Consider the following 26946-nt stretch of genomic DNA (forward strand, 5'->3'; position numbering starts at 1 on the left):
TACATATTGTCATGATTTAAATGTTGAAATAATATATACTTAGTATATAATTACTCCGTAAAGGGATGGGAGGAGTTTGCAGATGATTCAGATCAAGCATGTGAAGAAGGAGTTCATTCAAGGCCAGGAGCGGACTGAGGTGCTGAGGGGCGTTGATTTGACGGTAGAAGAAGGGGAGTTTGTAGCGGTGATGGGACCGAGTGGTTCTGGAAAAAGTACATTACTTCAGCTGTTAGGCGGGCTTGATCTGCCTACTGATGGAGAGATTTTGATAGATGAGCATCAGTTAAGTGAGATGAATGAGAAAGAGAGAACGATTTTTCGCAGAAAACAGATTGGGTTTGTGTTTCAAAATTATCAGCTGTTGCCTACGTTAACTGTCGAAGAGAATGTGGCGTTTCCGCTGCATGCAGATGGACGTTTAACAAAGGAGAATCAACAGACGGTTGTAGAGCTGTTAGAGGCTGTTGGCTTGAATGGACTTGGGCGGAAACGGGCTAGTTTGCTGAGCGGCGGGCAGCAGCAGCGTGTAGCGATTGCAAGAGCTCTAGTCAATCAGCCGTCAGTGTTGTTAGCAGATGAGCCGACGGGGAACTTGGATCGGCATAGAGCGGAGGATATTTTGGCGTTAATGTGCAAGTTCAATCGAGAAAGCAAGCAGACGATTATCATGGTGACGCATGATATTTTCGCAGCAGGATTTGCGGATCGAATCATCCTTTTTAAAGACGGTGTTATTGATCAAGTGATCTCTAGAAAGGATGATGATTATGCTCAGTATGTGGCGAATTTCATGGCGTAACATGATTCAGCATAAAAAGAGGTTCGCCATTTCTGTCTTAGGCATCATGGTGGGGATCGCTTTTGTCACGTCAATGCTCATTGCCGATCGAACGACAAATGATGTGTTTCATTACTATGAGCAAATGTATGTCGCTGATGCAGATTATTGGGTGTTGAGTGATGATCATACATATGATGAGGAACAGATCTCCTCCATTTTAAAGCATCCTGATGTGACAGGATCATTATTAGCGCTGGATAAACAGACGTTTTTTGATGTAGAAGGTGATCACTCTCTTAACCAACGGGCGGTGCGAATTACCGGGGTGCAAGATCAAACGAGCTCTTTACTGAAGCTGCCTGTGATTGAAGGGCGTTTGGATAATCAGGGGTTGGTCATACCAGATGTTGTGGCAAAGCTGTTGAATAAAAAAGTGGGAGATACCATTCGTTTTTCTGATTTGGGCGAAGCGAAGGTATCTGCCATTGTGGAATATACACAGCTGCTTTCAAGTCCGAGTGACTGGAAGAGTGCAGAATCATCGAGCTTTCGTGTGATGGCGCCGCTTGATATATTGAGAGACTGGACGGGAATGGATGATCAGCTTTCTTATATGAGATTTCAGACAAATGAAGGCGGGGAACAGCTCTTTCAATCTTTACAGAAAGAGTTCAAGGATGCCGATGTTTTTGTCCAGCCTGTGGTGGCGGATGACCGGCAAAGTAATGACATTGGCGGGTTGTACACGTTCTTTTACCTCATCGCAGGGCTGTCGATGTTTATGAGCGGTTTTATCGTGTTTAATATGATTTATACAAGTGTGATGGAACGGAAAAAGGAATTTGCGATTATGAAGAGCTTTGGTTATACGCAGGGCTCTGTTTCTAAGCTGATGTTGATTGAGGTTTTGATCTTGGCATGTATTGGAACCGTCATTGGGGTGCCGATTGGGGTTTGGCTTGGAGATGTGTTCATGCAAACACTGCTTGGTGTGTTTGCTTTTGATATGGTGTATTCGTTAGATTGGCAAGTACCTGTTGTAATTTCAGTGATCATTGGTATTGTGTTCCCTGTGCTGTTTTCGTTATTTCCGATCTATCATGCAGGGAAAACGTCTGTGCTGCTGACTTTAAAATCCACTACCCAAACTTCTACACCGAAGAAACAATCGGTCATTAGAGCGGCGATAGGGATAGGCTTGCTTTCATTTGTATGGGTGGATCATCCGGCTGCTTATCTTGCCATTTTAGCCAGCATGGTTCTGTTATTCCCATTTTTCCTGCTCTTTTTGAACCGGTCGTTGGCGCCTCTTTTGAAGCTGGTTTTTGGCTATCCAGGTCATCTATCAGCGCAGCATGTCACGCAGCAACTGAATCGAAATGCTAATACGGCGGCGATTCTAGCTGTTGGGATTGCTGTGATCTTGCTTTTAAGTGCGGTCATTGAATCGGCTCCAGATGGCTATGAAAAAGAGATTCGTCAAACGTATGGAGGCGATCTCAGGGTTACTTCTGAAGCCCCATGGACGAAAGCGGATCAAGAAAAGCTGTCATCCTATGAGGCTGTTGAGCGGGTGGAACCGATGATGGAAGCGGCTCCTTTGACATGGGAAACGGCTGATGGAGAGAAAAGACAATTTTCTCTGATCGGCGTAGAGGAAAAGGGACCGTCTTTTATAGAAGGTGACAATAAAGGCGATTTGTATCAACATTTAGCAGAAAAGCCCTCTATCGTGTTAGGAGAGCGTGCGTTTGATGAATGGGGTGGGCGTATTGGAGAGAGTGTGTATCTCAATGCACCTTCTGGCCGGCAGCAGTTACAAGTCATTGATGTGGTCAAGACTTCTCATCATTCAGGTTATGTGGCATTTGTCGATCAGGCATTTTTACAAGAGGATTTAGGGTGGACGCAGCCCCTTGATATCCTGCTTACGTTAAAAGACAAAGGTGCCGGTGAGACTTTACGAGATCAACTATGGGAAGACTTTGGGCAGCGGCTTTCAAAGGTGAAAACAGTAGAGGATGAGATTGAATCAACGACATCGGCTTTAACTGGTATGAACGAGTTAATTTCTATGATGCTCATTTTCATTATGGGGCTCGCGAGCATTGGAACAGCCAATACACTGTTGATGAATACGCTTGAACGTACATCTGAGATTGGCACCATGCGGGCGCTTGGGCTGACAAAACAGCAGGTGAGAAAAATGATCGTTGGAGAAGGTGTGCTCATTGGGTTATCAGGTGTGATTGGTGGCATTTTATTTGGTGTGATTCTTCTATATGTCTCAAGCCAATCTGATTGGCTCGGTGGATTTGTTTCATTTCAGCTGCCATTTTTGCATCTAATGCTGGCAGTGATCGCAGGAATTGCACTCAGTTTAGCGGCTTCGTGGATTTCTAGTGCGACAGCGAGTAAAATAGAGATGATATCAACTCTCAAAGAAGGTTAAATCATATGTCAGTGAAATACGGAATTTTAACATCGCTCTGTCAGCAGCAACATCATGGATATGAATTAAAGCTAGAGCTGGAGTCATTGCTCGGAATAAAAGGAAAAATCAACCCGGGTCAAATCTACACGACGCTTGATCGGTTAATTCGTGATCAATTGGTGACAGCAGTGGGAATAGATGACCAAGATCGAAAGTTGTACGACGTGACGGAAGAAGGCAGACAAGAGCTTGAATCATGGCTGTTGGCGCCTGTTCCGTATCATGCTGTAAAGGATGATTTTCACTTTAAATGGGGCTGTGCACGGAAAATCAGATTTCATCAAGAAAAAGAAATGCTTCAGCAGCAGAAAGCCGTCATCATGAAAGATGTGATGGAACTCACGAAGCTGAAAACGGAATGTCTTGTGCAAGGTGATGAGAGTCGGTACTTATTGATTTCTGGCACGCTGCTTCATTTAGAGGCGGATTTGAATTGGATTCATCAAATTGAGCATCGGAGCGGAGCATCATTTTAGAGAGGTCTTTCTTTTGAAGAAAGGTCTTTTTTTTTGGCTTCGTTCGGAGCATACGCAGATAGGATGGGAAGAAAGTTTGGTATGATAGGTGTAAATTGATTGTATTTTCAGAAAAGGGGTTTGATCAATGAAAACATCACGTAATCCTGAGACCATTCACACGCCAGTTGCACCGTACATCCATCAAATAGAGACAACAGGGCCGCAGCGTTGGTTAACCTTATCAGGACAAGTGGGGATGGAAGTCGATGGGACCATCCCGGCGAGCCCGATGGAACAGCTCGAGCTAGCGTTAGAGAATGTAAAACGCAATGTAGAAGCGGCAGATATGAAAGTAGAAGATATAACAAAGCTTGTGTTTTATTTGGTAGGTGAGTTTGATGCCGAGAGTAGAAAACGAATCATGGGTCAGTTTTTAGGAGACCACCTGCCTTGTATGACGATGATTTATGTGGTGGCTTTGGCTTCACCTGCTTTAAAGGTCGAGGTGGATGCTTGGGCTTGTCGGGATATGGATTCGGTTTGAATTGGTTTATTTAATAGATAAAAGGTTGGGATGATTGATGCCCAATCTTTTTTGTTTTGTTATCTTTTAGTATTTTAAATGATTATAATTCTCTTACCCTTTTATACCTCATATGGTAATATTGTGGTAAATAATAAGTGGGTCTAATTACATTTACATTCCACCGTAAAAACACCATAGATCAGCATACATCACTCTAATAAAAGGGAGAGATTTGATGCCATTCATGGAGGTTCAGAATGTAAGCAAACGATATAGCAATGGTGATGGGATAGAGGGTCTTTCATTTTCCATTGAAGCAGGGGAGGTTGTGGCGCTGCTTGGGCCTAATGGTGCGGGGAAGACGACAACCATTCGATGTTTAACAGGTCTCTATCAACCTGATCAAGGGGAAATACTCATAGAGGGATTTCCTCCTGGTCATTCCCATGTCCAAAAACAAGTAGCTCTTATTCCAGATCAGCCATATTTGTACCCAGATTTAACGGTTGCTGAACATGTTCAATTCCGTGCGAGGGGCTATCATAAAGGTTTAAAACAGATCAAAGAGAAGGTATTTGAGGCGTTGAAAGAAGTACATATCGAAATGAAGATGAACGAATTGTGCGGAAGGCTTTCAAGAGGTCAAAAACAGCGTGTCGTCTTAGCAGGGGCCATTGTGCAAGATGCCTCCCTTTTTATTTTAGATGAGCCGACTGTTGGGTTAGACATCCCTTCGAAACAATGGCTGTCAGATTGGCTGATACAGAAGAGCCTTCAAGGTGGTTCGGTTCTTGTGTCCACTCATAGTCTAGAGTTTGTTCTTGATACGGCTAGCAGGGTGATATTGATTCGAGATGGTGCCATCATGAAAAGTATCGCTGTTCCTAAGCGGCAGGAAGAACAAATGAAGTGGCGGACAGAAGTCATTCAACTTCTAGGGGAGTGGTCTAGTGAATAACACGCTTTCCCTTTTATGGATGAAATCCCAAAGGCGCTTGCTCAGTAAAAATCAAGAAAAGAAAATGCCCTTTCTGATCTTGCTACTTATGATGGCTGCCATCGGTTTTCAGCTGAGCGCAGTCTCAAGTATGGGCGATTGGAATGCAAGTACAGCTGGATGGATCATTGTCGTTTTATTTGTTCTTTATACTGGCTTTGGCTTGTTTTCGAATAGGCTGCCTAGTCAGATGAACGATATCATGTGGTTGTATGGAAGTGGTGCTTCCTTATGGACAGTTGTGATGAGTGTATGGGTATATCACATTCTTTGGCGATGTGCTTTTCTCATTGTTTCTGCTGTGATGGCTGATATCCTCCTTCTTTGTTTAACGCAGCAGTACTTTTTTCTACTTGGTAAATCACTCCTGTTAACAGCGCTGTTATGTATGATCGAAACATGGATGATTGCGGTATCTTGTGCAAGAACCATTCAAGTATATAAGCGAGTGCTCTTCATTGGTTTTATACTGATATTTGGTTGTCTTTCATTGCTCACTTTGAATCAATTGATATTGAAACAGTCGTCTATGATGGAGATATCTGCTTCTTTGATGTATCAAGTCGGACGCATGATAGAGGAGTTTTCATTCATTTCTGTATTGATATTACTTGGAGTGATGATTTTATCTTTCATGATGATGTACAGGTCGAGTCATCGTATAGAGATGATGGAGTCGTTAGTCAAAGAGGCGGCATTTTGGGAGGAATTTGAGGGGAAACAGGTTCATGCAAATCCAATAAGTTCAAAGAAAAGCAAGACGTGGTGGGGGCTTTCAACATTAACGGGCATCTGGGCTTTCCTTTGGCTAGAAATATTGATGATCAAAAAGTATGCTACCTTCCATCTGTTATCTACCATGCTGTTGATCGGTACTTACTATGTCGTCAGTTCTTATTTTTCAGATTGGTTGACTCTATTCTTTTTGGTCATTGGTGCATCTGTCCTGCTCAGTTCATATTACGCTGGGATTGTAAGACACGGGCAAACGGGAGTACTGTATCTTTTTCCGGGTGCCTTATATCAAAAGATTCTTCTATTGGAAGTGTTTCAAACCTTTTGGTTGTATGGTGTCTACTTGATTTCTCTTATCTTGTTAGAGATTCATGATGTCTTGTATTGGGCCATTTATGGGGTAGGGGTTTATATTTGGTTTTTGACCATACGGCTCTTTGCCTTTACGCAGCCTTTGAGACGAGAAGCGAGTCTTTCTTTGGGCATCTATTATCGATCATTGCTCATCGGATCTGTCATAAGTGCTGTGGTCATCATTGGGATTCATCTGTTCACTGATGGCTGGTTTACAACGATGACATGTGTATTTGCTGGATGTGTATGTTATGTGATGTGTTATCGATGCCGTGGGACTCATTAAAAAGAGGAGTTGATTGTCATGAAACCAGAAGATAAGCTATCCCAATCGGTTCAACGTTTAGTCAATACCAATGAAGTAACGATCGTTCAAGCCATGGGGGAGTTAAGGAAATCAGGAAAAGAGGCAGTGCCAGTGCTTGTTGAAGCCTTAAAAGAAGAGGGTTCTTTGCGGAATATTGCAGCAGCGGTTCTTGGTGAATTTGGAGCAGATGCAGGGGACGCAGCAGAAGCTCTTGCCAAACTGTTAGAAAGTGAAGAAGAGGAGACAAGAATGGCGGCTGCGATCTCACTCATGAGAATTGGTCAGCCTAGTTTGCCATTTCTTCTGCCTTTGGCAAAACGCTATAAGGGTCCTACTTGTTTTTGGGCGTCGTGGTGTATCTCTTGGATTGACCCATCAAAAATCGAAAAAAATATGTACGAGTGCCTAAAACAGGAACAAGAGAATCCATCAGGAAATGTGGCACCTTTTGCTGCAGAAGAGGCATTAGGAAAAATCATTGCCTTTCAATTAAAAGAAAAGGGGGATGAGTAGTGGAAACGCAAATACATAAATGGCCTGAGCACCTTCCTTGGATTCAATCTTCACATCAGCGGTGTTTACCTGAAGGGCATACTCACCTTCTTTATTTTTGGTCAGTTAACTGTCCGCATTGTGAAGAATTAACCGACCACATTCTACATAGTGTGGATCAGTTGAGTATCCATTTAACCTGTGTCCATGTTCCATATACGGAAGAAGAAAAATCGATAGAGGTTGTTTCGAAATATGCGGAGGAAAAGAATCTCATTGCTCCCATTGTGTTGGATCAAGATTATGAGATTGTCACAAAATATAAAATTCAAGGATTGCCAAGTTTTTGCCTCATAGATAAAGAGGGGCAATTAATTGATCGGAAAATGGGAGATACCGGCTGGGAAAAAATATTAAAAAAACTAGAAAAATGATCATAATTAGGGTTATGGAGGAGAGCGTTTTGTTTCAATCAAACCAAGAATTGAAAAAAACGGTGGTCTTTTATGCAGGTGTGGGAGCTGTTTTGCTGATTCTCATGCTGTTGAAATGGCTGCCGATTTCTGCAGACTGGGAGTTGCCGTTGATTTTGTTTGGATTGGGGATTTTGTTTTATGTGAAGCGTGTGCTTTTTAAAGAAGAAAAAGATCATAAGGCATAAGTTTTCTACCGAGGTGATTTAAGAAAGGTACAGTTGATGAAAGGTAAGTAATAAAAGGTTGGATGCTGCATCCAACCTTCTATTACTTCCTGTATTGAGTTTAAAAACAAGGGAATGCTTTTATAGTCTCAGAGCAGTGTTTGAATCAAATTTTAAAAATCCAATGTCCTCCATGTATTTGAAATAGCGTTTGATTAAATGATCATCCATAGGGGGATAGGTCATTCCATGTGCTTGGAGAACCGTTTGAGTATTTGTTGAGTCAAAATGCGCCATGTTTTCGTATAGTTCCCAGACTGTTTTGTCTCGTTCTACCTTTTCAGTGAGCATTGGAAGAAATGGCGTAAGGGCGTTGTCTGCGTGTTGGTCGCTTGCTTGAATGAGAGCTTCTACCCAATCGTTATATGCTTTCTTTTCTAATGGATAGCCTATTTCTTCTGTGATTTTTTGGAAAAATTCACCTAATTCCATGCTTTCTTCTTGAGGTGGGACGAGGTGATAGGCTTTGCCGAAGTTGGCTGGATCCTTGCATATGGTTGTAATGGCTTTTGAAACAAAGTCGACGGGTACGAATTCTTTTCGTTGATTCGGTAGCTCACCGTAAGCCTTTAATTGGATGCATCCTTTGATTAGTCTCGCCATGTAATCCTCTGTATTATGAACGCCTGTTTGACTGTCGCCCATGATGAAGCCGGGGCGAAGGACTGTGATCGGCACGCCACGTTTTTTTGCTTCCCACATGATTTTTTCTGCCACCCATTTACTTTGAGAGTACCCAATGTCCTTTTCTACAATAGGAAGATAAGCATCGATGGATGTATCTTCAAAAAGAACGGTCGTGCCATCTAGATACCCGGCAGGTCCGAATATGGCAATGGTCGATAAGAAATGAACAGGCTTTACCTGTTCTGTGCAGGCGAGTTTGATGATATTTTCTGTGCCGGTGACATTTGTATCCTTGTGCATGTGATAGGGCTGAACGTAATTGACTTTTGCTCCATTATGATAGATGGCATCAATGGTTTGGGCGAGTTGTTGAAATTCCTCTGTTGAGAGCCCTAGTTGAGGCTTGTCCAAGTAACCTACAATCGGTTTTAGTTGTTTCAGATAATGTTCGTCCCATAGGTGATATTTCTCCATATTTACTTGTATTCTCTGTCTTGCGTGCTGTTTGTCTCTTGCTCTGATGACACAATAGATTTGGATGGAGGGATTCATTCGAACAAGCTCTTTAATGAGATAAGCGCCTAGAAAGCCGGTTGCTCCTGTTAATAACACGGCATTCTGCTTAAAGGATTTAGAATCGAATAGGTGCTTTGGCTGAATCTTTTCATCTAAAAATCCCTCTGATGTGAGCTGTTGTTTCGGCTCAGGTGTTTGATTTTGTAGCATAAGATGAACTTGTTGAATCGTAGGATGTTCATAAAGGGTGCTGGCAGGTAGTTCAACGTGTAATGTTTCCTGCATACGCATTAAGGTTTTGGCGGCAAGGATGGAGTTTCCTCCTAAGTCGAAGAAGTGATCGTTTGTGCCAATGGGCTCTACCTTTAATAGGTCTGTCCATATTTCACAGAGTGCTTCTTCGGTTTGATTGGTTGGTGCGACATATTCAGTTTGCAGTTTGGGTCTGTCGAAATGATGTCTTGGTAGTGCTTTTCGATCGACTTTTCCATTTGTGGTCGTAGGGAAGTTTGTCAATAGAACATAATGTGCAGGGCGCATGAAATCAGGGAATGTTTTCTTTGCATAAGTTTGAATGGTATATAGATCCCATGTCTTTTTGTTGGACGGAATGATGTATGCAATGATGCGTTTATCCCCAGGTATCACTTCTGTGGCTGTCACCAAACAGGATTTAACACTTGGGTGCTGAATCAACACATGCTCAATCTCGCTAAGCTCAATACGAAAGCCTCTAATTTTGACTTGGTCATCCTTTCTACCAATATATTCAATCAGCCCATCAGGTTGTTGTCGAACAAGATCCCCTGTTTTGTAATAGGTTCTTCCATTCCGTTCGATGAAACGTTCCTTTGTTAGGTTTTCTCTTCGCCAGTAGCCTAATGCTAGTCCATCTCCCGAAGTGATGAGTTCCCCTATTTGTCCTTGAGAGACAGATTCACCTTGTTCATTTGTGATGTCAATGATGGTTCCTGCTACAGGTCTGCCAATTGGTATACTGACGAGATCATCCCAGGTGTCTGGCAGTTGAAAAGTTGTTGTGAAGATTGTATTTTCTGTCGGGCCATAGCCATTAATGATGGTCGTATGTGGGAGCTCCTTTAATGCTTGATGAACGACTTGAGGAGACATGACATCTCCGCCAGAGACGACGTATTTAACTGATTTGATATCGTTCAGGTGTAACTCCATCATCAAGTTGAACAATCCAGTAGTTAAAAAAAGAATCGATACATCATAGTCTTTAATGGTTTGACTGACGAGTTCAGGAGTCAGTTTTCCAGAAGGAGGAATAGCGAGTGTCGCTCCATTTAATAAAGCGGACCATATTTCAAATGTAGAGGAATCAAAAGAGATGGTAGATAATAATGCTAAGGTATCAGAAGAATTAACGGGCAGAAAGGAAGGGTTATGCGTTAGGTGCATGATACATCTATGTGTAATGACAACACCTTTTGGTTTTCCTGTTGTGCCAGAGGTATACATGATATAAGCGGCATCAGAAGGTTTGACATCAAAAGACGGGTTTGACGTTGATTGTGTAAGGATGAGATGTTTTTCTTTATCTAAGTAGATAGTAGGAATAGGCAAGGAGGTTAGGCTTTGAGTGACATGTGATGTTGTGAGTAAAAACGATAGTTCGGCATCTTCAATCATAAATTGAATACGTTCACTAGGGTAATTTATATCTATAGGCACATATACGGCTCCTATTTTGGTGATAGCGAGAATAGAGACAATCAATTGTGGTGATCTTTCTAAGGCTAGGCCAATATGAGAAGCTTTCGTTACGCCCATTTTGATTAGGTAATTGGCGAACTGGTTACTTTGTTTCTCAAGTTCAGCATATGTGATGTTCTGATGGTTGCACGCTAAAGCTGGATGATGCGGCGTGTGAGTGGCGTGGTGTCTCATGATATCACATAAATTTTGATCATTCATGATGATATTCCCCCTCTAGAATTTGATAGATTAGGAATGTTATTCCTAAATCCACCCAAAGTGTATATGAAGAAATATTCATTGTCAATGAAGGTCATATTAACAATGAAATGTAAAATTTATATAATAATTGAAATAATATGCAGATATATTGTCCTATTTAGAGATAAAATGTATGGGACCCTCGGCTTTTTCCTTGAATGAGCGTTTTGATGATCAAGAGGAGATGAAAATAGGGGGAAATTGAATCATAAGATAGGCTGGATTCACTGATAGGATGAAAGATCACTTTTTTATTAGAAATATATATACTATTTCGAAAAATATTTGGTAAAATATACAGGTATATCTTAAATTTGTTATATATTGTTTAAGGAGCTGTCGTGTTGAAGGGATCTAGGGTTGAGTTTATTGATAGTTTACGTGGTTTTAGTTTATTAGGTATTTTGATTGTGAATATGCTTAATTTTCAATATGATTATGATTTTGAGAAGATGTTTGATCCGAGCATATGGGGACAGGAGTTTGGGGTATATGTGACGGAGATCTTGTTCCAGGGGTCATTTTATCCGATTTTCTCCTTTTTGTTTGGGTATTCTTTTATCAAGTTGATTGAATCCACAAAGGCAAAGGGGCTGAATACGAATGCCATCGTCGTTCGCCGCGGCTTTGGTCTTATTGTGCTTGGGATGCTGCATTACATATTCATTTGGAATGGTGATATTCTCTTATATTATGGAGCATGTACGTTTTTCTTGATGATGTTTTTAAGCAGCCGGATCAAAACAATGCTGATTTGGTCAGGTGTGTTAGGTGCTTTGTCATTAGTGGTTTTACCATATCTGATGACCTTTGTTTATGGAAATGATGATTTATTAACTGATGTGTATGCGAAGGGTGCATACGGTGATATTTTATTGAGCCGGGTGACGATTGAAGACGATATGATGATTGTGACCATTATTATGGCGATCGTGACCATTACGATGATGCCGATCTTGGGTTTTCTATTCGGTACGATCATGGTGGGGCCATTTGCACTGCTTGGCATGGCGATCGGGAAAAAAGGTCATTTGACAGAAGAAGATCGAGGCATGGCTTATCGTAAAGGCTGGGTTTGGATGATTATCATCGGGCTCGCTTTAAAATGTGCGACGTTCAGTGATGCTCCTTGGAGCGAAATGGTGTTGACGTTAGGAGCCTATGTCCTGACGATCGGTTATATTCAAGCTTTTATTGTCTTCTACTATTCAAATGCTGCACAAGGGTTGAAACGTTTGCTTGCAGGACTGGGCCGATTGTCTTTATCAAACTATTTGGCTCAATCTATTATTTGTACAACGATTTTCTATTCTTACGGACTTGGGTTATTCGGACAAATGGGCTCAATGTTTGGACTGGTACTTGCTGTTGGACTTTACACAGCTCAGCTGTTCATCAGCTATCTCTATTTGAAAAAGTGGAGAAGAGGGCCTGTGGAATGGCTTATGGGAAAATGGGTATATTGGAGATAAATTGATTTGTTGAGGAACCGCATGGCTGAAGAGCTGTGCGGTTTTTTAGTTGGATCGCATTCAAAAAAGTTAATAAAAGGAGTTGAATATTTTTTCAGTGTGTATATAATGTGTATATAGTGTATATACAATATTTCATTGCGAATACCAGTACAGAAAAAAGAGGTTTTTTATATGCAAATTACGATTTCTAACCATTCTAAGGAGCCTATCTATGAGCAAATTACGACACAAATCAAATCGTTGATCTTAACGGGTGAGCTTGCAGAAGGTGCGGGACTGCCGTCTATCCGAAAGCTGGCGAAGGATTTACAAATCAGCGTCATCACAACAAAACGTGCATATGAAGAGTTAGAGAAGGCAGGATTTATTTATTCGATTGTCGGTAAGGGATCATTTGTTGCCGAGCAAAACCTAGAGGTCATGAGAGAGAAAAAATTGAAGGTGATTGAGGAACAGCTTGGAGCGGTTGTTACAAACGGCAAGGAATTAGGCTTATCTTTTGATGAATTGCAGCAGTTATTAAAGTTCTTGTATGAGGAGTGAGATGAGTGGAGCACGTGATTGAATTCAAAGGAGTATCAAAACGGTTCAAAGGCTTTTCTGTGCAGAATCTTGATTTACAGGTCAAAAAGGGCTTTGTTACTGGGTTTATTGGAGAAAATGGAGCCGGTAAGTCGACCACGATTAAAATGATCATGAATTTGTTAAAACCAGATTCTGGTGAGGTTAAAATTTTTGGATTAGATTATCGCACCCATGAAAAAGAGATTAAGGAACGAATTGGCTTTGTTTACGATGCTAACGTTTTTTTCCCAGGATTGAATTTAAAAGACATCAAACGAATTGTGGCACCTGCCTATAAACGCTGGGATGATAGACTATTTTATCAATATATTGAACAGTTTGGCCTGCCGCTTCATAAAGCGATTAAAACATTTTCAAAAGGGATGCAGATGAAGGCATCGCTTGCGATTGCGCTGTCGCACCATGCAGAGCTGATTATCATGGATGAACCAACTGCTGGGCTAGATCCGGTCTTTAGAAGAGAGCTGCTCGGCACGTTACAAGAATTGATGATTGATGGAAATCGAACGATTTTTTTCTCAACGCATATGACGACTGATTTAGATCGCATCGCGGATTATATTGCGTTTATACAAAATGGAAGATTGGTCTTTCAACAGTCAATTCATGAGGTGGCGGAGAATTATGCGCTGGTGAAGGGGAGCCTGGATTTGCTGGATCGAGACACAGAAAAGGCGTTTATTCATATTCAGCGTACGGCAGCCGGATTTGAAGCATTAACAGATCGGATTGATGAGGTGAAACTTATTTTTGGGGATGCTGTTGTCATTGAACCGGCGTCGCTTGAGGATATCATGTTTTATTTGAAAGGCGGGGTTGCGCATGTTTCATTTAATTAAGCGTGATGTGATTTTGCAAAAGAAGCAGTTACTTATTTTTATTCCGTTTATCTTATTTTTCATTTTTATGGATGTCCATCCAGTATTAACATTTCTAGTCGCTAGTGTCTTTATTCCATTTAACACATATGCTTATGATGAGAAGGCAGAAACGAATATTCTATTAAATTCCTTGCCCTATACACGTAAAGAAATTATCGCATCACGTTATCTTGGCGCTATTTTCTATATGAGTATTGCGATCGTGCTGACAAGTGCTGCATTATTTGTGTTTGGGAAGCTGTTTTCGCTGTCAGATATTGCGATTGGCAGCGGGTTGTTTTTATTGTTCGCAGCATGTACGTTTCCATTGTTTTATATCTTAAAGCCTGGTTATATCACAACGGCAGTGATCATTGGCTTTATCGTCTTATCTGCTATGGGACCGCCTGTTGTTCTCTATTTAGCAGAGCAATTCAGTGGGATCACTGATTTTATCATGAATTTATCGATCCCTATTGTATATACGGGGTCAACTGTACTGATTATGCTCATCTACTTGCTGTCTTGGGGACTTTCTACTGCGATTTACCAGAGGAAAGTGTTTTAAATCAGATGATCACATCATTTATAGAGAATCATTCATTTTGAGGTAGGCCTTTCAAAATGGATGATTCTTTTTTGCATCCGGTGAAATTGACATACAGAAGAAAAGAGGTTATTGTTAATTAACATAATGTTAATTATTTTTAACATATTGTTAAATAAATCATCCTTTAAGAAAGGAATTTGAAATGGAGATTAAAAATAGAATTAAGGTATTACGGGCAGAAAAAGACTGGACACAAAAGGATTTGGCAGAGAAGTTAGGTGTGACTCGTCAAACTGTGGCAGCGATTGAAAATGGTAAATATTCTTTGTCTTTAAAATTAGCATTTCAAATTGCTAGGACATTTGAAGTTGATTTGTATGACGTATTTCAAGAGGTCGACAAGGAGGAACAACAATGATAACGACGATCATACTTTATTCTCTCATTACCCTTTCTATTTTAAGCACGGCCTTTCAATTTAAGAAAAACCGTGAATATAAACATGATGAACGAGGTCAATTTATTTTAGCGAAAGCCGGAAGTTTTTCCATTATAGGTGTGGCTTTAGCCTATATATTGGTTGCTGTCGTTCAATCTTTGGTCCATCAATTCTCATCTCCAACAGAGTGGTTTTATATAGCAATTACGTTTATGTATGTATCAAGTGTTTGCGCAAATACAATCGGCATCATCTATTGTGAAAGAAAATATTAATTTTCATCGATGGATGTAAGCTAGAGTTCTTCATCATGAAGGGAAGAGAAAACCAATGAAAAAAATATTGAGAATCATGTTGATCTCCATAGGCACCATTATCACGGTCATGGTTGTTTTTCTAGCTACTGTTTATTTTGTAAACCTCGTTAGTAATGAACGGGAGAAAGGGAAAATAGAAGCTTATGGGCAAAAGGTCTTGGTGGATGGGAAGCAGATGAATGTGCTCATTGAAGGCGATGGGAAAGAAACGATTGTCCTTCTCCCAGGCTATGGAACTGCTTCACCCGTGCTGGATTTTGAACCGTTAGTCAAGGAGTTATCGCCATATTATAGAGTCGTAGTGATTGAACCGTTTGGTTATGGTTTAAGTGACGACACAGATAAAGTAAGGACAAGTCAAAACATTGTGGATGAGATTCATGAATGTTTGCAAAAACTCAATATTAAAAAATATACGCTAATGGGTCATTCGATTTCTGGCATTTATGGATTAGAATATGTGAATCAATACGAAAAAGAAGTCCAAGCCTTTGTTGGAATTGATAGTAGTTTTCCTAAGCAGGAGGATGCAGATGAATTGCCAGTCTCCAGCTTACAGCTGCTTCATCAATCCGGCTTTTACAGATTGATAGTGAAAATGAATCCAGATCAACTAGTGATGCCTAAAGTAGATGATCAAACGAAAGCTCAGATTAAAATGCTGACTTTCCGAAATTTCTTAGATGAAAGCCAAGCTAGTGAGGCAGAAAACTTTAGAAACAATTTTAAAAACGCTCAACGCCTACATTTCCCTAAGAAGCTCCCTGTGGCTTTCTATCTAGCGGATCAAACGGAGAAAGAAACACCAAACTGGAAACCAATGCATGAAGAGCTGCTGAAAAATGTAGACCACGGAAAAGTCGTTACTTTCAAAGGTGGCCATTATTTGCATCATACGAAATCAAAAGAAATCGCAGATGATGTGAGGAAGTTTCTATCGAACAACGAGCGCTCACGTTAGCGTTTTTCCTCCTCAGCTGGACAGATGAAACATCGCAATTTTGATCAAAACGAGTGAACTGATTTGTTTTATGATCAAGAAGAGGTGAGGGAGATGATGTATAGTCGGGTGACGCAAGAGGTGATTTCTTATTTGGAGTCGCATTTGATGGATGAGCTGTCGCTGAAACAGGTGCATGAGAAAGTAGGATATTCACATTTTCATTTGCTGCGTGTATTTAAACGAGAAACCGGGCTGTCGATGGGGGAATATGTGCGGAAACGAAGATTAGCTACGGCTGCACAGCTTCTTTTGTATACGGATCAGGGGATTTTAGACATCGCTTTTTCGTTACAATTCCAATCGCAGGAAGCCTTTACGCGTGCTTTTAAGCATCTTTATTCTTTACCTCCCGGAATGTACAGGTCCATGATGAGAGACATGCAAATGAAAAAGGAGGAAGATTCGATGACATTACATGAAGCAGTACCTGGCTGGGGTTTGAGTGGTTCACATCCGCATATGTATGAGATGGGTGTTGATACAGCAGAGTTTCATACGGGAAAGCAATCAGGTGTTTTATCATCTAAAGAAGGCGTACAAGAAGGACAGTTTGCGACGATGATGCAGGGGTTTCAAGCAAAAGAGTATGTAGGCAAGCGATTGAAGCTCTCTGCTTTCTTGAAAACAGAGAATGTATCTTCAGCAGGAATTTGGATGCGGGTAGATGACGGAAAGGGTGATACGGTGCAGTTTGATAATATGCAGAATCGACCTGTGACAGATTCTACGGAATGGAATCAATATGCGATCGTATTAGATGTTCCTACGCGTAGTGAATCCATTCATTTTGGAGTGCTACTCAGCGGTCATGGAACAGTCTGGGCTGACGGTTTTCGATTTGAGGAAGTGGATGAGAAAACACCTACAACGAATATGGTGGAGGCTTCGGCTCTGCCAGATGTGCCGATGAATTTGCATTTTGAGCTTGAGAAGACCGTGTGAGCGGTCTTTTTTTGTTGTATACAAATCTGCATGAACCGTTTATAATGAAAAATATAAATAAACATACCGACGGTCGGTATGTAAAAGGGGGCGTTTGAACTGGCGCGAAATAAGTATCCAGAAAAGACGATGCAGCAAATTTTGGACGTGTCGACAAAGTTGTTTCAGGAAAAGGGATTTGAAAAGACAAGTTTGCAAGATATTATCCATGAATTGAATATGTCTAAAGGGGCTATTTATCATCATTTTAAATCGAAGGATGAAATATTACGCGGCGTGATGGATCGGCAGTTTCGTTATGCAACCGAGAAGCTTGAGGAGTTAATTGAGCATACGGAGGCAGCTCATGCGAAAGAGAAGCTGCAGCTTATTCTGGAGCAGCTTGTGGCAGACCCGCAGTCTCATTCGATTGATGGGATCTTGGTTGATCAGATGAAAAACCCACAATTTGTGATTGAAGGCATGAAGACAGGTGTCAATCAGGATGCTTTGAGAATCAAACAGTTAATCATTGAAGGGATTGAGGATGGTTCGATGGAAACTGCGTTTCCTGGTGAAGTGGCAGAAGTATTTTTGCTTCTTGTGAATATATGGTTGAATCCCACCTTGTTTGTACGCAATCATGAAGAAACGGTCCAGCGTTTGTGTTTTTTAAAGCAGATGATGAAGGGTCTTGGCGTGGATATTGTGAGTGATCTATTTATTCAAAAGGTGACAGCGCACTATGCTGAAATTGGCGGGTATGATCTGCCCGAAAGATAAAGAATGCCAACTGATAGGAGGATGACGTATGATTCATTTTATGAAGGTTGAGCTAAGAAAAGGCCACATGAAGCAGTATATTCAAGCTAGTTTCATCGCGAGTATTGTGCTGCTAGTATTCATCTATTTTATTGCGTTTGCTGCAAAAATTGAACGCGAACCGGGTTTTCAGCAATATACGAATATTTATTTGTTAACGAGTACAGTATGGATGATCTTTTTTTCTATCATCACAGCTATGCTGTATTGGCGTGTAGGCAAGACTGTTTATCAGGAACGCACATCCAATTCAGTGAGATTCCTTTCTCATATGATATGGATGGTGTGCCTTTCAACGTTTGCGATGATGTGCAGTATCATTCCTTCGTTTGTTGTGTTTAGTGTGACTGAATTGTTTTTCCCTATTGTTCACGATACGCTGACGGCAGGTTCTCTGTTTCAATTGATGAAAACATTCTTTATGTTGATTGTTTGCGTTCAAGCGATTGGCATGATGGCGATGAGAATAGGCTTGAGCAAAAAATCTGTTTTGATGACCGTCCTGACTGCAATTGTTTTATGTGCTGTTTTAGGAAATGTATCACTCGCCATTTATGGCAATGATCAAATGAATCTCATCCTGTCAGGAGTGATGATTGCAGCAGTCCTCATTGTGATCTTGGAATTGTGGAGCCGCATCGGCCGGCTGCAAACGAGGTAATTCATGATGGGAAAAGGATGGAGACATGTGAAGCATACGGTTCAAATTGAAGAAGCAATAACGGAACTTTCGTTAAACTGGCTGGTGGGAGATGTTCGCCTTTATCACCATGATCATCCTTATTTATTGATGAAGCAGACCACCAATCACGTATTCCCCCATCGGTATTTACTGCATCATCAAGTGCAGGAAGGCAGGCTAGTCATTCAAGATAAAAGAAAACGAGCGATCAGCTTGGGGCTTCATCTTCATCAAACGAATTTGGAGATTTACCTCCCTCAGGCACAGTTACAGTCCTTGTCTATTCATTGTAAAGGAGCAAATCTATTCTTGGATGGACTGAAGGTGAAGAAGGCTGACTGCCAATTGATTTCTGGAAAGTCCATGTTTACGGGAGAAATCAAGCATCTGCGCTTGCAGACAGTGGGTGGACTTATCTCTAGTCAACAGCTCAACACGCAGACATTGAGCCTGCGTACTACTTCGTCAAAAGTGGAGATGGTAGGTGCTTTTTCAGATATTGATCTGAATTTAATAGGCAGAAGGGTACAGATACATTCAAAGGCCATGCTGCATTCGCTCAAATCGACGTCAACTGGATCATCTGTCAAAGTGGCGATTCCGGAAAATGATGGATTTATTTGTTATGTGAAGAAAAGATCAGGTACTTTTCACAATGACTTTCCTTGTGTTGATGATCAGGATAGAATGGTTTATAAAAATGGAGGGAAAAGCTTTGAGGTCGATATAAGGGGAGGTTCTTTTCTATTAAGTGATGGTCATTGAAGCGATGATGATCCTCTGATTCGATATATCAATATAAAATAATTTGAATATCTTTTTATGTCAGAATATTTTGTTAATAGTGTTTTCCTCAAAAAAACAATTGTTTTTTAAGGGTAGATTTATTATGATAATATACATCGAAAGATTGAAGATTTTGAATCAGAATGAAAATTCTGATTTTTTATTTTTTATGTTGTTTGTTGATGAGGGGGAATAGAAGTGGCTCAAAAGGAATTAAAGAGAGGGTTAAGTGCTCGTCATATTCAAATGATTGCGCTTGGCGGCACAATTGGTGTTGGCTTATTTATGGGGTCAGCTAAAGCCATTCAATGGACAGGTCCATCGGTTCTTCTAGCGTACGCAGTGTGTGGTATTTTTATCTTTTTTATTATGCGTGCGATGGGAGAAATGTTGTATCTTGAACCGAGTACGGGATCGTTTGCTACATTTGGGCATCAATATATTCATCCGCTTGCGGGGTATATGACAGCTTGGAGTAACTGGTTCCAGTGGGTCATTGTTGGAATGTCTGAGATTATCGCCGTAGGTGCTTATATGAAATATTGGTTCCCGGAGTTACCGGCGTGGATTCCCGGATTAATCGCCATGATCATTTTAGGTGCGGCCAACTTGATTTCGGTTAAGTCATTCGGTGAGTTTGAATTCTGGTTTGCGATGATCAAGATTGTGACGATTATTTTAATGATCATTGCAGGTTTAGGCATTATTTTCTTTGGGTTTGGCAATGGTGGAACAGCGATTGGTTTGTCTAACCTTTGGGCGCACGGCGGATTCTTTACAGGTGGATTTAGCGGTTTCTTGTTTGCATTGTCCCTAGTGATTGCTGCCTATCAAGGGGTAGAGCTCATTGGGATTACTGCAGGTGAGGCGCAAAATCCGCAAAAGACGCTGACAAATGCCATCAAAAGCATCATCTGGCGTATTTTGATTTTCTATATCGGTGCGATCTTTGTCATCGTAACTGTGTATCCGTGGGATCAGCTGAATACGCTCGGCAGTCCATTTGTGGCGACGTTTGCGAAAATTGGAATTACGGCAGCAGCAGGTATTATTAACTTTGTTGTCATTACAGCAGCGATGTCCGGCTGTAATAGTGGAATCTTCAGTGCGGGACGTATGCTTTATACATTAGGTGTGAATGGACAGGCACCTGCTTTCTTTACAAAAATTTCGAAGAATGGTGTACCGTATTTTGGGACATTTGCTGTGCTGATTGGTTTAGCGGTTGGGGTGGTCTTAAATTACGTTTCTCCGCCAAACATTTTCGTTTATGTGTATAGTGCGAGTGTCCTTCCTGGTATGGTGCCTTGGTTTGTGATTTTAATTAGTCACATTGGCTTCAGAAAGGCGAAGGGGGCAGCGCTTGATCAGCATCCGTTTAAGTTGCCGCTTGCGCCATTTTCTAACTATTTGACAATCGGATTCTTGCTGATGGTGCTTGTGTTTATGCTGATTAATCAGGATACACGAATTTCTCTCATTGTGGCAATTGGGTTCTTGATTTTAGTGGTGCTTAGCTTTTTTGTATTTGGAATTGGTAAACGAAAACCGATTGAAACAGCTTCTTCTGATCAAACGGTGAAATAATCAAAAGCCTTGCGGAGTGGACCCGCAAGGCTTTTGTCGTTTACAGAGAAGCTTTGACACGCTGAAAGACATCTGGAAAGTTGGTGAAAAGACCGGTGACGCCGTATTGCAGAAGACGTGTCATGTCTGCTTCGCTGTTTACCGTATATGGATGAAGGAGGAGTCCATGGCTTCTGACTTGCTGTACATTTTCAAGTGTCAAAGCTCTAAAATTCGGTCCGACCCCCACTGCATACGATTTGATGAAGTCGAGCTGATCATCTGTAATAGACGTCATTTGTGCTCTATCTAATAGCTGTACTTTTGGAAGCCGAGGGGCGAGTTTCTGCAATTTTAATAGACTTTCTTGGCTGAAAGATTGGATGATGACCTGCCCTTTTCTCGTATGTTTTCCAAGAAGATGATGTTTCTTTAAGACAGCCAATAGCTTTTCTTCCATTTGCGGATAGATGTCTGGTTTTTTGGTTTCAATATAATAATTTTCTCGTTTACCGAAGTAGCGTAATACCTCATCTAATGTGAGGACTTGCTGTCCAATAAAGTGGGCATTTTGTTTGTCGGGGTTGGCTTCGTTAAACCATGCACCGGCATCGAGCTGTTTGATTTCGGCGAGTGTGAGGTCTTTGACCCAGCCGGTTCCGTTTGTCGTCCGGTCAACCGTTTCATCGTGCATGACGATGAGGTGTCCATCCTTTGTCATTTGAAGGTCAAGTTCGAGGTAATCTGCATTCATCTTTGTGGCGAGCTTGTAGGAAGCTAGGGTATGCTCTGGGGCATACCCTGATGCTCCGCGGTGTGCAACGGTTAAAATGCGATCTGGAGATAAAAGATGTTCATGTGCCGACATGGTGGTCGGCACCCAACCAAAAGACAGTAAAGCAAAAGAGAGTAACACGAAAGCAAGTAATCTACTTTTCTTCATATTTTATCCTCCTTTTACGGTAACTGCCTCCATCATAAGAAATAGATGTAAAGGGCATGTTGGGCGGAGATGAATCTTTTATGTGATTTTCATTAAGCTTGCTCTACGCGCTTTCCTGTATTCCATGTCATGGCGAGGAACACAATTGCAAGGATACAAGAACCAACTAGTAAAATGAAACCTCCTGTCCAGTCATAGTGATCGACGACGACGCCCATCATGGCATTAGCAAAAGCAGAGCCACCAATATATCCAAAGAATCCTGTCAACCCGGCAGCAGTGCCAGCGGCTTTTTTCGGAGCGAGATCAATGGCTTGCAGTCCAATGAGCATGACGGGTCCGTAAATTAAAAACCCGATGCTGATGAGGGCAATGTTATCAACCATTGGATTGCCAGCAGGGTTTAACCAGTACACAAGAACCGCAATTAATACGCCAATCATAAAGAGGACGCCAGCAGGTGCGCGGCGGCTTCTAAAGAAGCGGTCACTAATCCACCCGCACAATAATGTACCAGGGATGCCTGCATATTCATAAAGGAAATAAGACCAGCGTGAATGCTCTGGTGAGAATCCTTTTGCTTCTGTTAAATAGGTAGGTGCCCAGTCTACGACCCCGTAACGGACAAAGTACACAAAGACGTTGGCAATGGCGATATACCAAAGGAATTTATTGTTGAGTACATATTTAAACAAAATCTCTTTTACGGTTAATTCTTTTTCTTGATCTTCATATTGTTGTGCCGGATAGTCATTTCGGTATTCTTCGATTGGCGGAAGACCAGCGGATTGCGGGGTGTCCCGAACGAGAAGAATGATGACGAAGGAGACGATAATGGCGATGATGGCAGGGAAGAAAAAGATACTTTTCCACGTCGCAAACAAAACAATTCCTAATGTAATAAGCGGTGCAAGAATCCCCCCGCCGATATTGTGAGCGACGTTCCAAATGGACATTTTTGTTCCACGTTCACTCACCGAAAACCAATGCGCCATCGTTCGTCCGCATGGCGGCCACCCCATTCCTTGAAACCAGCCGTTTAAGAACATGAATAAAAACATGATCCATACACTGGATGTCACCCATGGAAATGAGACAAATAGAATATTGATAAGAGCTGATAGAAAGAGTCCAGCGGCTAAAAAGTATCTTGGGTTACACCGGTCTGAGATCATCCCCATAATGAATTTACTAAAGCCATAAGCGATTGAAACAGCCGCCAGTACAAAGCCTAATTCACTTTTTGTGAACCCCTCTTCCTGTAAATAAGGGATGGCAAATGCGAAATTTTTGCGCAGCAAATAGTAGCCCGCATATCCGATAAAGATTCCCAAAAAGACTTGCAGCCGCAACCGTTTATAGGTTTCGTCTGTTTTGGCATCATCGAGCCTGTCGATATGCGGAGCTGGTTTAAACCATTTGAACATAAACATCCTCCTCTTGTAGATATGACTGAAACAAAAGTACGAGGTCTGTCTTTGATCTTGTACTTTTTCAGAGACAAAAGAATTGATAACGCTTTCTTTTGTACTCCCATCATATCGGATGGAGAAGATGTTTATGATGAGGCTTTTGTCATTATTTTGGAAAAACAGTTCATGAAGTGATGAAAAAAATCCGCACAATGGCGGATTTTTAATAATGGTTAAATTGATACATCAATTTTTGCAGCTTTCTTTAGTTGATCAATTTCTTTTTGTACTTCTTTTTGCTTTTCTTGAGATTCTAACTGCTTCTTGATTTGTGATTTGACGTCTTTGAAATCAGGTGCTTTTTGTTTTTGTTTTTTCATTTGTTCGGCGTATTGGTCATAGTACGCTTTGACGTCTTTTTCAGACGCAGAGGCTGATTTAATTTCTTTGTCGACATATTGGCTGTATTTGATGCTGTCGGCAATATCATTTTTCAGCTGATCCATTGTCAGTCCGCTCTTTTTGAGTGCTTCTTCAAATTGAGCATTGTCTTTAAATTGTTTCTTTTCTTCTTTTAGCTGCTTATCGACTTGCTTGTCAGAGGCTTTATAGCCCTTCTTCTCAGCATCTTGCAGGATGAGTTCTTGACCTACTAGCGCATCAATGGTTTGTTTCTTGACAGCTTTTGCGCCTTCTTTAGATGTTGGGTCTTGTCCTGACTGCTGAAGTTGACCTTGAATGGTCGATAGAGCGCTATTGTATTCACTGCCTGTGATTTTATCTTTGTTGACGGTCGCAACGACCTTTTGATCATCAATTTTTTGTGCGTCTAATTTCTTTTGCATCTCTTCCATTTGCTTTTGCTGCTCTTTTTGGTCAGCCTGTGTTGTTTCCTTGCTTTTGGCTGAATCGTTTTGCTTATCCTGTTTCGTATCGTTTGATGAGCAGGCTGCAAGCCCCACTGATAACAGACAAGCAATGAGTGTATATGATACTTTTTTCAATTATTTTCTCTCCCTTCGGTATGAGAACATCTAGTGCGCATTCTAACCGTTTTAGAGGAAAAATAAAACCGTATAGACGAATTGTTAGCGGATTGACATTTTTTTTATCTGTTTGTCCTCATTTTGTCTTCTCATAGTCATCATATGACAGCTTAAATTTGAAATAATTGTTCCATCGCTTCGTCGAGATTGGTGATCGGCTGGCGGCAGCTGTAGTTTTCACAAATATAGACTGTCGTGCTGTCGTTGATCGTTTTGTAATCTTTTGCAAAAGGTGCGAGCCTTGCTAATTCTTGCCCTGTTTCGGCAGTTAAAATGAGATCAAATGGCATGAATCGTTTTTGCAATGCTTGTAGAAGCTGTTCTTTTTGCGGATCGCCCTTTTTCCCGAGAATAATGATTTCTCGTTTTACGGCATATTGGCTTAATAGTCCTTGTAAAAAGGCGGTATGTCCGCTTGGATAGGAAGAGACATCGACGTAAAAGGCGCTGAACATCTTCTCTAGTGTCTCGATCCAGTCTTGACGTCCGATCATTCTGCTTAGTTTCAGAAGCTGTTGGAGTGCGGTGCTGTTACCAGACGGCATGGCCCCGTCGTATACTTCTTTTTCCCGAACGATAAGCGCTTCTGCATCTGAGCCTGAGAAGAAAAAGCCCCCGATTTGCTCATCCCAAAACAGTTCAAACATATTTTCAGCAACGGCTCTGGCTTTTGTCAGCCAATCTAGGTCAAAGGTCGCTTCGTATAAAGACATATACGCTGTGAGCATGTGCGCATAATCTTCGATAAAGCCTAGATGCTTTACGTCCCCTTCCCTATAGCGGACCATGAGGCGTCCCTGTTGAAAGAGCTGTGTTTCGAGAAAAGACATTGCCTGTTTTGCCATGCGTATGGCTTCTTCTACATGAAAGACACTCCCTGCTTTGGCAAGTGCGGAAATCATCAGCGCATTCCATGAGGTGAGTACCTTGTCATCGATTAGCGGTGCAGGTCGCTGCTGTCTTACAGTGAGTAAGATGTGTCGAGCGGATTGCAGTTTGGAATGAAGGGTTTTGTCGTCGATTGAATATGCTGCCTTGATGTCATCAAATGAGGTGGAAATGGTATGAGGGATGTTCTGTCCTTCAAAATTTCCTTCCTCTGTGATGTGGTAGACCGCACAAAATAAAGTGCCGAGGTCATCGCCTAAATGGGTCATGATCTCCTTTTTTGTCCAAACGTAATATTGCCCTTCCTTTCCTTCTGAATCGGCATCGATTGCCGAATAAAAAGAGCCATCACGATTCATCATGTCTCGTTTGATAAATTGAATGAGGTCCTGGACAAGCTTTTCGTACTCATGATGTTGAGTGATTTGATAGGCTTCAGTGTAGGCATTTATTAGCAAGGCGTTATCATACAGCATCTTTTCAAAATGCGGCACAAGCCATTTTTCATCTGTTGAATATCGAGTAAATCCAGAACCAATATGATCATAAATACCGCCGTTTGCCATGCCGTTTAACGTTTTTGTGACAGCATATAACGCATTTTCTTGCCCTGTCCATTCAAAATAACGCATGAGAAACGTGAGCATATGAGGCGCAGGAAATTTAGGCGCAGAACCGAAGCCGCCATATAGCGTATCAAAGCTGCTCATGAGCTGATAATAGGCTTTGTGAATCGACTCCTGAGTGAGCGTATTTTCTGTCTGCCCTGCTGCCTTGATTCGCAGATTATTTGTTGCCTTTTCTGCCAATGATTCAATATGATCTCGATCGTTGTGATATGCATCCAGCAATTGCGTCAGTGCTTCAATGAAGCCAGGACGGCCGTAAGCACTTCTTTTTGGAAAATAAGTCCCCGCATAAAACGGCTTTTGATCAGGCGTGACAAACACGTTGAGCGGCCAGCCGCCTTGCCCCGTCATCATCTGACAAACGGACATATACATCGAGTCAATATCTGGACGCTCCTCACGATCGACTTTGATTGAAATGAAATGCTCGTTTAGGATGTCAGCGACTTGTTGATCTTCAAAGCTTTCGTGTGCCATGACGTGGCACCAGTGGCAAGTGGCATAGCCGATGCTTACCAGCAAAGGCTTGTTTTCTTTTTTTGCTTTATCAAATGCTTCTTTTCCCCATGGATACCAGTTAACTGGATTATGGGAGTGTTGGAGAAGGTATGGAGATTTTTCAGTGATTAATCTGTTGGGTTTATTGTTAGTAGACATGGAATCTCCTCCTTTCATATTTATTTATCAAATCTTTTTGAGTGTAAAGGGTGATGGGCTTAAGGAATTTCATCTGAATTTAGATAGTACTACTTCAAAAAAGTTACGTAGGATAATAACCGATAGTTCTTTATTTTGAAACTGAGCAAAAATCAAAAAACTATAATTAGGTCAAAGATTTATAGGGACTGCTGTGGAAATTTTAACTTTCGATAGATTTGTTTTCAATTCTTTTATTCACTTCATTAATTATGAAAACCTATATTAATGCCTTTTAAATGGAATTTATTGCTATATTTATCTTGTGTGTATTTAATCATTAATAACAAGCTGTTATAATAGCTTTGTGTTTTTATGAAAATATGTGTTAAAAAGTGGTGTTGGAAATAAAT

Annotated in this window: 26 protein-coding genes; 21 read left to right on the top strand and 5 right to left on the bottom strand. The window is 41.2% G+C overall.

Going from position 1 to position 26946, the window contains the following annotated elements; genetic code table 11:
* The first annotated feature begins 82 nt into the window (after positions 1 to 82).
* The 9 genes from MHI58_RS01115 (at position 83) to MHI58_RS01155 (ending at position 7808) form a co-directional block, all read left to right on the top strand.
* On the top strand, positions 83 to 802 hold the full coding sequence (locus tag MHI58_RS01115) for an ABC transporter ATP-binding protein (RefSeq protein ID WP_024719122.1): 720 nt from the start codon (positions 83 to 85) through the stop codon (positions 800 to 802).
* A complete protein-coding gene (locus tag MHI58_RS01120; RefSeq protein WP_045034674.1) occupies positions 771 to 3236 on the top strand; it encodes an FtsX-like permease family protein in 2466 nt (821 codons plus the stop codon). The genes MHI58_RS01115 and MHI58_RS01120 overlap by 32 nt, the downstream gene beginning before the upstream one ends.
* 5 nt (positions 3237 to 3241) lie before the next feature.
* Positions 3242 to 3754, top strand: coding sequence for a PadR family transcriptional regulator (locus tag MHI58_RS01125; RefSeq protein ID WP_041508142.1), 513 nt, complete (start codon positions 3242 to 3244; stop codon positions 3752 to 3754).
* Positions 3755 to 3881: 127 nt separating this feature from the next.
* Positions 3882 to 4280, top strand: a complete 399-nt coding sequence (locus MHI58_RS01130; RefSeq protein WP_041508143.1) for a RidA family protein — start codon at positions 3882 to 3884, stop codon at positions 4278 to 4280.
* A 217-nt stretch (positions 4281 to 4497) separates the two neighbouring features.
* Positions 4498 to 5220 carry an ABC transporter ATP-binding protein gene (locus MHI58_RS01135; RefSeq protein ID WP_039169389.1) on the top strand — a complete coding sequence of 241 codons (723 nt, stop codon included), beginning with the start codon at positions 4498 to 4500 and terminating at the stop codon, positions 5218 to 5220.
* Entirely contained in the window at positions 5213 to 6634 is a 1422-nt protein-coding gene (gene skfF, locus MHI58_RS01140) for a sporulation killing factor system integral membrane protein (RefSeq protein ID WP_045034673.1), read from the top strand. Before MHI58_RS01135 ends, skfF begins: the two co-directional genes overlap by 8 nt.
* 18 nt (positions 6635 to 6652) lie before the next feature.
* Positions 6653 to 7168 (top strand): HEAT repeat domain-containing protein, encoded by a 516-nt coding sequence (locus tag MHI58_RS01145; protein WP_024719127.1) that lies wholly within the window; start codon positions 6653 to 6655, stop codon positions 7166 to 7168.
* The gene (locus MHI58_RS01150; protein WP_045034672.1) at positions 7168 to 7581 is read left to right on the top strand and encodes a TlpA disulfide reductase family protein; all 414 of its coding nucleotides are present in this window, start codon (positions 7168 to 7170) and stop codon (positions 7579 to 7581) included. Before MHI58_RS01145 ends, MHI58_RS01150 begins: the two co-directional genes overlap by 1 nt.
* 29 nt (positions 7582 to 7610) lie before the next feature.
* On the top strand, positions 7611 to 7808 hold the full coding sequence (locus MHI58_RS01155; RefSeq protein WP_045034671.1) for a hypothetical protein: 198 nt from the start codon (positions 7611 to 7613) through the stop codon (positions 7806 to 7808).
* A 120-nt stretch (positions 7809 to 7928) separates the two neighbouring features.
* Here MHI58_RS01155 and MHI58_RS01160 read toward each other — a convergent pair whose 3' ends face one another.
* Positions 7929 to 10931 (bottom strand): amino acid adenylation domain-containing protein, encoded by a 3003-nt coding sequence (locus tag MHI58_RS01160; protein WP_045034670.1) that lies wholly within the window; start codon positions 10929 to 10931, stop codon positions 7929 to 7931.
* Between the two features lie 386 nt (positions 10932 to 11317).
* On the opposite strand from MHI58_RS01160, the gene MHI58_RS01165 reads away from it, so the two are divergent.
* The 12 genes from MHI58_RS01165 (at position 11318) to MHI58_RS01220 (ending at position 21000) form a co-directional block, all read left to right on the top strand.
* The gene (locus MHI58_RS01165; protein WP_045034669.1) at positions 11318 to 12445 is read left to right on the top strand and encodes a DUF418 domain-containing protein; all 1128 of its coding nucleotides are present in this window, start codon (positions 11318 to 11320) and stop codon (positions 12443 to 12445) included.
* A gap of 174 nt (positions 12446 to 12619) precedes the next feature.
* Complete coding sequence (locus tag MHI58_RS01170; protein WP_008343911.1) at positions 12620 to 12991, top strand: GntR family transcriptional regulator; 372 nt, start codon at positions 12620 to 12622, stop codon at positions 12989 to 12991.
* Positions 12992 to 12996: 5 nt separating this feature from the next.
* Complete coding sequence (locus MHI58_RS01175; RefSeq protein ID WP_368004353.1) at positions 12997 to 13872, top strand: ABC transporter ATP-binding protein; 876 nt, start codon at positions 12997 to 12999, stop codon at positions 13870 to 13872.
* The gene (locus MHI58_RS01180; protein ID WP_008343909.1) at positions 13856 to 14461 is read left to right on the top strand and encodes an ABC-2 transporter permease; all 606 of its coding nucleotides are present in this window, start codon (positions 13856 to 13858) and stop codon (positions 14459 to 14461) included. The genes MHI58_RS01175 and MHI58_RS01180 overlap by 17 nt, the downstream gene beginning before the upstream one ends.
* Before the next feature lie 184 nt (positions 14462 to 14645).
* Positions 14646 to 14861: a helix-turn-helix transcriptional regulator gene (locus MHI58_RS01185; RefSeq protein ID WP_039176085.1), complete on the top strand. Its 216-nt coding sequence runs from the start codon at positions 14646 to 14648 to the stop codon at positions 14859 to 14861.
* A complete protein-coding gene (locus tag MHI58_RS01190; protein WP_008343907.1) occupies positions 14858 to 15157 on the top strand; it encodes a hypothetical protein in 300 nt (99 codons plus the stop codon). Before MHI58_RS01185 ends, MHI58_RS01190 begins: the two co-directional genes overlap by 4 nt.
* Positions 15158 to 15212: 55 nt before the next feature.
* The gene (locus MHI58_RS01195) at positions 15213 to 16160 is read left to right on the top strand and encodes an alpha/beta fold hydrolase (protein ID WP_368004354.1); all 948 of its coding nucleotides are present in this window, start codon (positions 15213 to 15215) and stop codon (positions 16158 to 16160) included.
* Positions 16161 to 16253: 93 nt separating this feature from the next.
* A complete protein-coding gene (locus tag MHI58_RS01200) occupies positions 16254 to 17144 on the top strand; it encodes an AraC family transcriptional regulator (RefSeq protein WP_024719134.1) in 891 nt (296 codons plus the stop codon).
* A gap of 129 nt (positions 17145 to 17273) precedes the next feature.
* Entirely contained in the window at positions 17274 to 17906 is a 633-nt protein-coding gene (locus MHI58_RS01205; RefSeq protein ID WP_008343904.1) for a TetR/AcrR family transcriptional regulator, read from the top strand.
* Positions 17907 to 17934: 28 nt separating this feature from the next.
* A complete protein-coding gene (locus MHI58_RS01210; RefSeq protein WP_045034667.1) occupies positions 17935 to 18606 on the top strand; it encodes a hypothetical protein in 672 nt (223 codons plus the stop codon).
* A gap of 27 nt (positions 18607 to 18633) precedes the next feature.
* Positions 18634 to 19392, top strand: a complete 759-nt coding sequence (locus MHI58_RS01215; RefSeq protein WP_368004355.1) for a DUF4097 family beta strand repeat-containing protein — start codon at positions 18634 to 18636, stop codon at positions 19390 to 19392.
* A gap of 219 nt (positions 19393 to 19611) precedes the next feature.
* On the top strand, positions 19612 to 21000 hold the full coding sequence (locus tag MHI58_RS01220) for an amino acid permease (RefSeq protein WP_368004356.1): 1389 nt from the start codon (positions 19612 to 19614) through the stop codon (positions 20998 to 21000).
* 40 nt (positions 21001 to 21040) lie between these two features.
* Here MHI58_RS01220 and MHI58_RS01225 read toward each other — a convergent pair whose 3' ends face one another.
* The 4 genes from MHI58_RS01225 to MHI58_RS01240 form a co-directional block, all read right to left on the bottom strand.
* The gene (locus tag MHI58_RS01225) at positions 21041 to 21922 is read right to left on the bottom strand and encodes a glycerophosphodiester phosphodiesterase (protein ID WP_045034665.1); all 882 of its coding nucleotides are present in this window, start codon (positions 21920 to 21922) and stop codon (positions 21041 to 21043) included.
* A gap of 92 nt (positions 21923 to 22014) precedes the next feature.
* Positions 22015 to 23349 (bottom strand): glycerol-3-phosphate transporter, encoded by a 1335-nt coding sequence (glpT, locus tag MHI58_RS01230; protein ID WP_008343899.1) that lies wholly within the window; start codon positions 23347 to 23349, stop codon positions 22015 to 22017.
* Positions 23350 to 23567: 218 nt separating this feature from the next.
* Positions 23568 to 24338 (bottom strand): SurA N-terminal domain-containing protein, encoded by a 771-nt coding sequence (locus tag MHI58_RS01235; protein ID WP_368004357.1) that lies wholly within the window; start codon positions 24336 to 24338, stop codon positions 23568 to 23570.
* A 152-nt stretch (positions 24339 to 24490) separates the two neighbouring features.
* Positions 24491 to 26554, bottom strand: coding sequence for a thioredoxin domain-containing protein (locus tag MHI58_RS01240; RefSeq protein WP_368004358.1), 2064 nt, complete (start codon positions 26552 to 26554; stop codon positions 24491 to 24493).
* Positions 26555 to 26946 lie beyond the last annotated feature (392 nt).

It is taken from the genome of Bacillus sp. FSL K6-2869, assembly GCF_040869405.1.
Lineage (GTDB): Bacteria > Bacillota > Bacilli > Bacillales > Bacillaceae > Bacillus > Bacillus altitudinis.

Coding starts and splice junctions, on each gene's coding strand:
- MHI58_RS01115 (WP_024719122.1), top strand. CDS start 83: ATGATTCAGATCAAGCATGTGAAGAAGGAGTTCATTCAAGGCCAGGAG.
- MHI58_RS01120 (WP_045034674.1), top strand. CDS start 771: ATGCTCAGTATGTGGCGAATTTCATGGCGTAACATGATTCAGCATAAA.
- MHI58_RS01125 (WP_041508142.1), top strand. CDS start 3,242: ATGTCAGTGAAATACGGAATTTTAACATCGCTCTGTCAGCAGCAACAT.
- MHI58_RS01130 (WP_041508143.1), top strand. CDS start 3,882: ATGAAAACATCACGTAATCCTGAGACCATTCACACGCCAGTTGCACCG.
- MHI58_RS01135 (WP_039169389.1), top strand. CDS start 4,498: ATGCCATTCATGGAGGTTCAGAATGTAAGCAAACGATATAGCAATGGT.
- MHI58_RS01145 (WP_024719127.1), top strand. CDS start 6,653: ATGAAACCAGAAGATAAGCTATCCCAATCGGTTCAACGTTTAGTCAAT.
- MHI58_RS01160 (WP_045034670.1), bottom strand. CDS start 10,931: ATGAATGATCAAAATTTATGTGATATCATGAGACACCACGCCACTCAC.
- MHI58_RS01170 (WP_008343911.1), top strand. CDS start 12,620: ATGCAAATTACGATTTCTAACCATTCTAAGGAGCCTATCTATGAGCAA.
- MHI58_RS01180 (WP_008343909.1), top strand. CDS start 13,856: ATGTTTCATTTAATTAAGCGTGATGTGATTTTGCAAAAGAAGCAGTTA.
- MHI58_RS01185 (WP_039176085.1), top strand. CDS start 14,646: ATGGAGATTAAAAATAGAATTAAGGTATTACGGGCAGAAAAAGACTGG.
- MHI58_RS01190 (WP_008343907.1), top strand. CDS start 14,858: ATGATAACGACGATCATACTTTATTCTCTCATTACCCTTTCTATTTTA.
- MHI58_RS01195 (WP_368004354.1), top strand. CDS start 15,213: ATGAAAAAAATATTGAGAATCATGTTGATCTCCATAGGCACCATTATC.
- MHI58_RS01200 (WP_024719134.1), top strand. CDS start 16,254: ATGATGTATAGTCGGGTGACGCAAGAGGTGATTTCTTATTTGGAGTCG.
- MHI58_RS01205 (WP_008343904.1), top strand. CDS start 17,274: ATGCAGCAAATTTTGGACGTGTCGACAAAGTTGTTTCAGGAAAAGGGA.
- MHI58_RS01210 (WP_045034667.1), top strand. CDS start 17,935: ATGATTCATTTTATGAAGGTTGAGCTAAGAAAAGGCCACATGAAGCAG.
- MHI58_RS01225 (WP_045034665.1), bottom strand. CDS start 21,922: ATGAAGAAAAGTAGATTACTTGCTTTCGTGTTACTCTCTTTTGCTTTA.
- glpT (WP_008343899.1), bottom strand. CDS start 23,349: ATGTTCAAATGGTTTAAACCAGCTCCGCATATCGACAGGCTCGATGAT.
- MHI58_RS01240 (WP_368004358.1), bottom strand. CDS start 26,554: ATGTCTACTAACAATAAACCCAACAGATTAATCACTGAAAAATCTCCA.